Annotated in this window: 12 protein-coding genes; all 12 read left to right on the forward strand. The window is 41.6% G+C overall.

Annotated elements, in window-relative coordinates:
• The first annotated feature begins 11 nt into the window (after positions 1-11).
• From rplF to rpsK, 12 genes are read left to right on the forward strand one after another with little or no spacing between them, the layout of a single operon-like run.
• Positions 12-557, forward strand: coding sequence for a 50S ribosomal protein L6 (gene rplF, locus Q7P05_RS02060; RefSeq protein ID WP_295782855.1), 546 nt, complete (start codon positions 12-14; stop codon positions 555-557).
• Positions 558-592: 35 nt separating this feature from the next.
• The gene (rplR, locus tag Q7P05_RS02065) at positions 593-955 is read left to right on the forward strand and encodes a 50S ribosomal protein L18 (protein WP_004695135.1); all 363 of its coding nucleotides are present in this window, start codon (positions 593-595) and stop codon (positions 953-955) included.
• An 18-nt stretch (positions 956-973) separates the two neighbouring features.
• Entirely contained in the window at positions 974-1477 is a 504-nt protein-coding gene (rpsE, locus tag Q7P05_RS02070; protein WP_004695136.1) for a 30S ribosomal protein S5, read from the forward strand.
• 14 nt (positions 1478-1491) lie between these two features.
• Positions 1492-1671 carry a 50S ribosomal protein L30 gene (rpmD, locus tag Q7P05_RS02075; RefSeq protein ID WP_004695138.1) on the forward strand — a complete coding sequence of 60 codons (180 nt, stop codon included), beginning with the start codon at positions 1492-1494 and terminating at the stop codon, positions 1669-1671.
• A 22-nt stretch (positions 1672-1693) separates the two neighbouring features.
• On the forward strand, positions 1694-2137 hold the full coding sequence (gene rplO / locus Q7P05_RS02080; protein WP_060923780.1) for a 50S ribosomal protein L15: 444 nt from the start codon (positions 1694-1696) through the stop codon (positions 2135-2137).
• A 1-nt stretch (position 2138) separates the two neighbouring features.
• Positions 2139-3401, forward strand: a complete 1263-nt coding sequence (gene secY, locus Q7P05_RS02085; protein WP_303930216.1) for a preprotein translocase subunit SecY — start codon at positions 2139-2141, stop codon at positions 3399-3401.
• Positions 3402-3413: 12 nt separating this feature from the next.
• Positions 3414-3977, forward strand: coding sequence for an adenylate kinase (locus Q7P05_RS02090; protein WP_005385513.1), 564 nt, complete (start codon positions 3414-3416; stop codon positions 3975-3977).
• Between the two features lie 3 nt (positions 3978-3980).
• A complete protein-coding gene (gene map, locus Q7P05_RS02095) occupies positions 3981-4751 on the forward strand; it encodes a type I methionyl aminopeptidase (RefSeq protein ID WP_005385514.1) in 771 nt (256 codons plus the stop codon).
• Between the two features lie 23 nt (positions 4752-4774).
• A complete protein-coding gene (gene infA, locus Q7P05_RS02100) occupies positions 4775-4993 on the forward strand; it encodes a translation initiation factor IF-1 (RefSeq protein ID WP_004695147.1) in 219 nt (72 codons plus the stop codon).
• Positions 4994-5019: 26 nt separating this feature from the next.
• Positions 5020-5133, forward strand: coding sequence for a 50S ribosomal protein L36 (rpmJ, locus tag Q7P05_RS02105; RefSeq protein ID WP_004695148.1), 114 nt, complete (start codon positions 5020-5022; stop codon positions 5131-5133).
• 23 nt (positions 5134-5156) lie between these two features.
• Positions 5157-5525: a 30S ribosomal protein S13 gene (gene rpsM, locus Q7P05_RS02110; protein ID WP_004695149.1), complete on the forward strand. Its 369-nt coding sequence runs from the start codon at positions 5157-5159 to the stop codon at positions 5523-5525.
• A 19-nt stretch (positions 5526-5544) separates the two neighbouring features.
• The gene (gene rpsK, locus Q7P05_RS02115) at positions 5545-5934 is read left to right on the forward strand and encodes a 30S ribosomal protein S11 (protein WP_004695151.1); all 390 of its coding nucleotides are present in this window, start codon (positions 5545-5547) and stop codon (positions 5932-5934) included.
• Positions 5935-6000 lie beyond the last annotated feature (66 nt).

A 6000-nucleotide genomic window follows, 5' to 3' on the forward strand; every position in this document is an offset into this window, starting at 1 on the left:
AGGTAGAAATAATGTCACGTATCGGTAGAATGCCTATCGAGATCCCTGCAGGCGTTACTGTTACATATGATAACCATCATATGAACGTAAAAGGTCCTAAAGGTGAATTATCTCGCGATTTGCATCCAGATATGAATATCACTGTTGAAGGTAACACAATTACAGTAGCTCGTCCTTCCGACAATAAAGCTCATCGTTCCCTTCACGGTTTGACTCGCGCTCTTGTTGCTAATATGGTAACAGGCGTATCTGAAGGATTCACAAAAACTCTTGAAATCAACGGTGTTGGTTACAGAGCGGCTAAACAAGGCAATAAATTAGTTCTTACACTTGGCTTCTCTCATCCAGTAGAAATGGAAGCTCCAGCTGGTATTACAATTGAAGTTCCAGCTCCTAACAAAATCGTTGTTTCTGGTGCAGACAAAGAAGTTGTAGGCGCAGTAGCAGCTGATATCCGTAAATGGAGAAAACCTGAACCTTACAAAGGTAAAGGTATCCGCTATGAAGGCGAAGTTGTTCGTCGCAAAGCTGGTAAAGCTGGTGCAAAAGGTAAATAGTAATATCATCTATATGAATGAAAGGAGTGAATATCTTGCCTCGTAAATCTAGTAGAAATATCGCTCGAGCAAAACGTCATCTTCGTATTCGCCGTCACATCTCTGGTACGGCAACTTGCCCACGTTTGAACGTTTACCGTTCTTTGAGCAACATTTACGCACAAGTAATCGATGACGTAGCAGGTACAACTTTGGTTGCTGCTAGCTCTTTAGATAAAGATTTGAACTTATCCTATGGTGGTAACGTAGCTGCTGCTAAAGCTGTTGGTGAAGCAGTTGCTAAAAAAGCTATCGCTAAAGGCATTGACACTGTAGTGTTTGACCGTGGTGGTTACATTTACCACGGCCGCGTAGCAGCCCTTGCAGAAGGTGCTCGTGAAGCAGGCTTAAAATTCTAAGAAGGAGGAACTATAGACATGGCGAGAATTGACTACACCAGTCTTGATCTTAAAGAAAGAGTAGTATTCATCAACCGCGTAGCCAAAGTAGTTAAAGGCGGTCGTCGTTTTTCCTTCAGCGCTCTTGTAGTTGTTGGTGATGGCAACGGTTATGTAGGCGTTGGCTTAGGTAAAGCAGCGGAAGTACCAGAAGCAATTCGCAAAGGTATCGATGATGCTAAGAAAAATATTGTAAACGTAGCAATTAAAAATGGTACAATCCCTCACAGCGTAACAGGCGTATTCGGCGCAGGCCGCGTATTCTTGAAACCAGCTGCTGAAGGTACTGGCGTTATCGCTGGTGGCCCTGTTCGTGCCGTATTGGAATTAGTAGGTGTTCGTAACATCTTGACTAAATCTTTGGGCTCTTCTAACCCTAACAATATGGTTCGCGCTACAATCGAAGGTTTGAAAGATTTGAAACGCGCTAGCGAAGTTGCTGAACTTCGTGGTAAAACCGTTGAAGAAATTTATAACGCGTAATAAGGAGACAAGAAATGGCACAAGTTAAAGTAACATTAACAAGAAGCTTAATCGGTCGTCCTGAAGATCAACGCGCGACAGTTAAAGCTTTGGGCTTGAAAAAAACTAATTCTCAAGTTGTAAAAGAAGTAACACCTCAAATCGAAGGTATGCTTCACAAAGTTAGACATTTAGTAAAAGTTGAAGAAGTTTAATACTGATAAGGAGGTGCACTGAATGAAACTTCATGAATTACAACCAGCTGCTGGTTCCAAAAAAGCTCGTACTCGTGTAGGCCGTGGTTTAGGTTCTGGCTTGGGTAAAACATCTGGTCGTGGTCAAAAAGGTCAAAACTCCCGTTCTGGCGGTGGCGTTCGCTCCGGTTTTGAAGGCGGCCAAATGCCTCTTTATCGTCGTTTACCAAAACGTGGTTTCAACAACGTTTTTGCTAAACAATATGCTGAAGTTAACGTAGAACAATTGAACCGTTTTGAAGACGGTGCAACAGTTGATCCAGTAGCTCTTATTGAAGCTGGCATTTTGAAAAATGTACGCGATGGCATTCGTATTTTAGGTAACGGTACATTGGAAACTAAAAACTTAACAGTTATCGCTAATGGCTTCACTAAATCTGCTGAAGAAAAAATTACAGCAGCAGGCGGAAAAGTAGAGGTGATCTAGGGTGCTAGATAGCCTCTCGAACATCTTTAAGATTACCGAATTACGTAATAAGATTCTTTACACATTAATGATGTTTGCCATCTTTAGAGCTGGTATCCACATTCCTGTTCCAGGCGTTGATGCGTCTGTTATCGAATCCTTGTTTACATCCGGTAACCTATTCGGTCTATTAGACTTGTTTGCTGGTGGTGCGCTTAGTAAGTTCTCTATCTTTGCAATGAGTATTACACCTTACATCAATGCTTCCATCATCATGCAACTGCTTCAGTCTGTAGTTCCTCAGTTTGAAGCATGGAGTAAAGATGGTGAAGACGGGCGTAAGAAAATAGCGAAGGTAACTCGTTATGGCACCGTAGTCCTCGGCTTTGTACAAGCCGCAGGTATGGCATTTGCTCTTAGAGCAAACAACGCTTTGGTAAATAATGATTTCCTAAGTGTATTCGTTGTGGCCATCATCCTAACAGCAGGCACATGCTTGTTGATGTGGATTGGTGAACAAATCACAGCATATGGTATAGGTAATGGTATTTCCTTAATCATCTTTGCTGGTATCGTAGCTCGATTACCTGATGGTTTAGAAACTATTTATCAATATATCCAAAACGGAACAATTAACATGTTCCAAGCATTCTTATTTGCTGTAATTGCTCTTGCGATGATTGCTGTCGTAGTTGCAGTTACACAAGGCCAACGTCGCATTCCGATCCAATACGCTAAACGCGTAGTAGGTCGTAAAATGTACGGTGGTCACTCTACATTCTTGCCGTTGAAAGTCAATCAGGCAGGTGTAATCCCAATTATCTTTGCGTCATCTGTGTTGATGTTCCCTGTGACGATTGCGCAATTTATTGACAATGAATATGTTCATAAAGCTGCGAATCTCTTTACATGGGGTACGCCGTTACAAACGGCATTGTATGCATTATTGATTTTTATCTTTACGTATTTCTATACTGCAATCTCTATCAACATTACAGATATGGCAGATAATATGAAAAAATACGGTGGTTTTATCCCAGGTATTCGTGCGGGTAAACCAACTGCTGATTATGTGGATAACGTGATGACCAAGATCACTTTGGCTGGCGCTGTATTCTTAGCTGTCGTTGCTATTATACCGAATTTCCTCGGTAGTATTACCGGCGTCCAAGGCGTATACTTTGGTGGTACGGCTCTCCTTATCGTTGTAGGTGTAGCACTTGATACAATGCAACAAATTGAGTCGCTCATGGTAACACGCCACTATAAAGGCTTTGTGAAATAGGAGGGAAACAATATGTATATTCTATTAATGGGACCTCCTGGTGCTGGTAAAGGCACTCAGGCAGCTCGACTTATTGAAAAATACGGTATTCCCCAAATTTCAACAGGTGATATGTTCCGCGCTGCGATTAAGAACGAAACACCTCTTGGAGTTGAGGCTAAGAAATACATCGATGCCGGTCAATTGGTACCTGACAGTGTAACTGTTGGTATCGTACGTGATCGCTTGGTGAAAGATGACTGCAAATCTGGATTTATTCTTGATGGATTCCCAAGAACAACAGCACAAGCTGTGTCCTTGGATGCAATCCTTAAAGAATTAGGAATTTCTTTGGACGCTGTACTTAACTTAAACGTTCCTTCCGAGGAATTAGTTAAACGTATTAGCGAACGAGCTGTTCTAGAAAATCGTGCTGATGATAACCCTGAAACAGTACAGAAACGTCTAGCTGTGTACGAAGAATCTACTAAACCTTTGATCGACTACTATCGTAATAGCGGTTTGTATGAAGAAATTAACGGTTTACAAGATGTAGACGCAGTATTTGCTGACATCATTAAGGCTTTGGAGAAATAATCCATGATTATTTTGAAATCGCCCCATGAAATTGAATGTATCCGCAAGGCAAGTAAGCTTACAGCAGACACGTTGTCCTTGTTAGTAGAAAAGGCTAAACCTGGCATCACGACGCTTGAGTTAGATACAATTGCCGAAGAATATATTCGCAGCCACGGTGGTATACCAAGTTGTAAAGGGTACTATGGATTCCCTGCTACAATCTGTGCTTCTATCAATGATGAAGTTGTTCATGGTATTCCGAGCGCTAAGCGTAAGCTTAAAAACGGTGATGTCCTCAGTATTGATCTTGTATCATCTATTGATGGATATCACGGCGATTCGGCTGTGACGATTCCTATCGGTCACGTCAAACCAGATGTGATGAAATTGTTAAAAGTTACAGAAGAAAGTCTGTTCAAGGGAATTGAACAAGTGAAAGTTGGCAACCGTATCGGTGCTATCGGTCACGCTGTTCAAACGTATTGTGAGAAACATGGTTACGGCGTCGTTCGCGACTTCGTAGGTCATGGTTTAGGCCGCGAAATGCATGAAGATCCGCAAATACCAAACTATGGTAGTCCTGATCAAGGACCTTTAATGAAACCAGGTATGGTATTGTGTATTGAACCGATGATTACAATGGGTAGTTATCGTGTTCATGTATTAGGGGATGACTGGACAGCAGTTACCGTAGATGGTAAACCTGCTGCTCATTTCGAACATACAGTGGTTGTTACAGAAAACGGCCCTGAAATATTAACCATGCGTGATGAACCGCGGTTAATTAAATAAAACAGGTAACCGGAGGAAAAGATATGTCAAAAGAAGACGTTATTGAGGTGGAAGGTACGGTAGTTGAGGCTTTACCGAATGCCATGTTCCAAGTTGAATTGGAAAATGGTCATATCGTATTGGCTCATGTGTCAGGTAAAATGCGTATGAATTTTATCCGTATTCTTCCTGGTGATAAAGTTACTATGGAACTGACACCGTATGACTTAAATCGTGGTCGCATCACCTATCGCTTCAAATAAGCATAGGGTCCACAAAGGAGGTACTAATGAAGGTTCAACCATCAGTTAAAAAGATATGCGAAAAATGTAAAATCATTAAACGCAAAGGCCGTGTAATGGTTATTTGCGAAAATCCAAAACATAAACAAAAACAAGGATAATCTGATAGGAGGTGGATGATTAGATGGCACGTATCGCCGGTGTAGATTTACCTCGTGATAAACGAGTGGAAATTGGTTTAACTTATATTTATGGTATTGGTCCAACTTTAGCATCTGAAATCATTGCTAAAACTGGCATCAATCCTGACACACGTGTTCGTGATCTTTCTGAAGATGAAGTAGCGAAAATCCGTGAATTGTTAGATGCTGATTACAAAGTTGAAGGTGACCTTCGTCGTGAAGAAGCTCTTAACATTAAACGCTTAATTGAAATCAACTCCTATCGAGGCAAACGTCATCGTATGGGTTTACCACTTCGTGGTCAACGTACTAAAACGAATGCACGTACTCGCAAAGGTCCTAGAAAAGCAATTGCTGGTAAAAAGAAATAAGATAAAGGAGGGATAAAGCGTGGCTAAAAAAGTTGTTAGAACTAAAAGAAAAGAAAAGAAACATATTGAATCCGGTGCGGCTCATATTCGTTCTACATTCAATAACACTATCGTAACTTTGACAGATACAAACGGTAATGCGTTGTCTTGGGCTTCCGCTGGTGGCTTGGGCTTCCGTGGTTCCCGTAAATCCACTCCATTCGCTGCTCAAATGGCTGCTGAACAAGCTGCTAAAGCTGCAATGGAACATGGTCTTCGCACTGTTGAAGTATTCGTAAAAGGTCCTGGATCCGGCCGTGAAGCTGCAATCCGTGCTTTACAAGCTGCAGGTCTTGAAGTTACTTCCATTAAAGACGTAACTCCAATTCCTCACAATGGTTGTCGCCCTCCAAAACGCCGTCGTGTATAATTAATAGCGGCCGATTTGATACGGTGCTATAATTAAACTATGAACGTGTGTTGTATAGGAGGATGT

Origin of the sequence: Veillonella dispar (assembly GCF_937975875.1) — a bacterium.
Lineage (GTDB): Bacteria > Bacillota > Negativicutes > Veillonellales > Veillonellaceae > Veillonella > Veillonella dispar_B.

Bases quoted from the DNA above. Each gene is read 5' to 3' on its own strand.
- rpmD (WP_004695138.1), top strand. From the start codon at position 1,492: ATGGCACAAGTTAAAGTAACATTAACAAGAAGCTTAATCGGTCGTCCT.
- map (WP_005385514.1), top strand. From the start codon at position 3,981: ATGATTATTTTGAAATCGCCCCATGAAATTGAATGTATCCGCAAGGCA.
- rpmJ (WP_004695148.1), top strand. From the start codon at position 5,020: ATGAAGGTTCAACCATCAGTTAAAAAGATATGCGAAAAATGTAAAATC.
- Q7P05_RS02090 (WP_005385513.1), top strand. From the start codon at position 3,414: ATGTATATTCTATTAATGGGACCTCCTGGTGCTGGTAAAGGCACTCAG.
- rpsE (WP_004695136.1), top strand. From the start codon at position 974: ATGGCGAGAATTGACTACACCAGTCTTGATCTTAAAGAAAGAGTAGTA.
- infA (WP_004695147.1), top strand. From the start codon at position 4,775: ATGTCAAAAGAAGACGTTATTGAGGTGGAAGGTACGGTAGTTGAGGCT.
- rplO (WP_060923780.1), top strand. From the start codon at position 1,694: ATGAAACTTCATGAATTACAACCAGCTGCTGGTTCCAAAAAAGCTCGT.
- rplF (WP_295782855.1), top strand. From the start codon at position 12: ATGTCACGTATCGGTAGAATGCCTATCGAGATCCCTGCAGGCGTTACT.
- rpsM (WP_004695149.1), top strand. From the start codon at position 5,157: ATGGCACGTATCGCCGGTGTAGATTTACCTCGTGATAAACGAGTGGAA.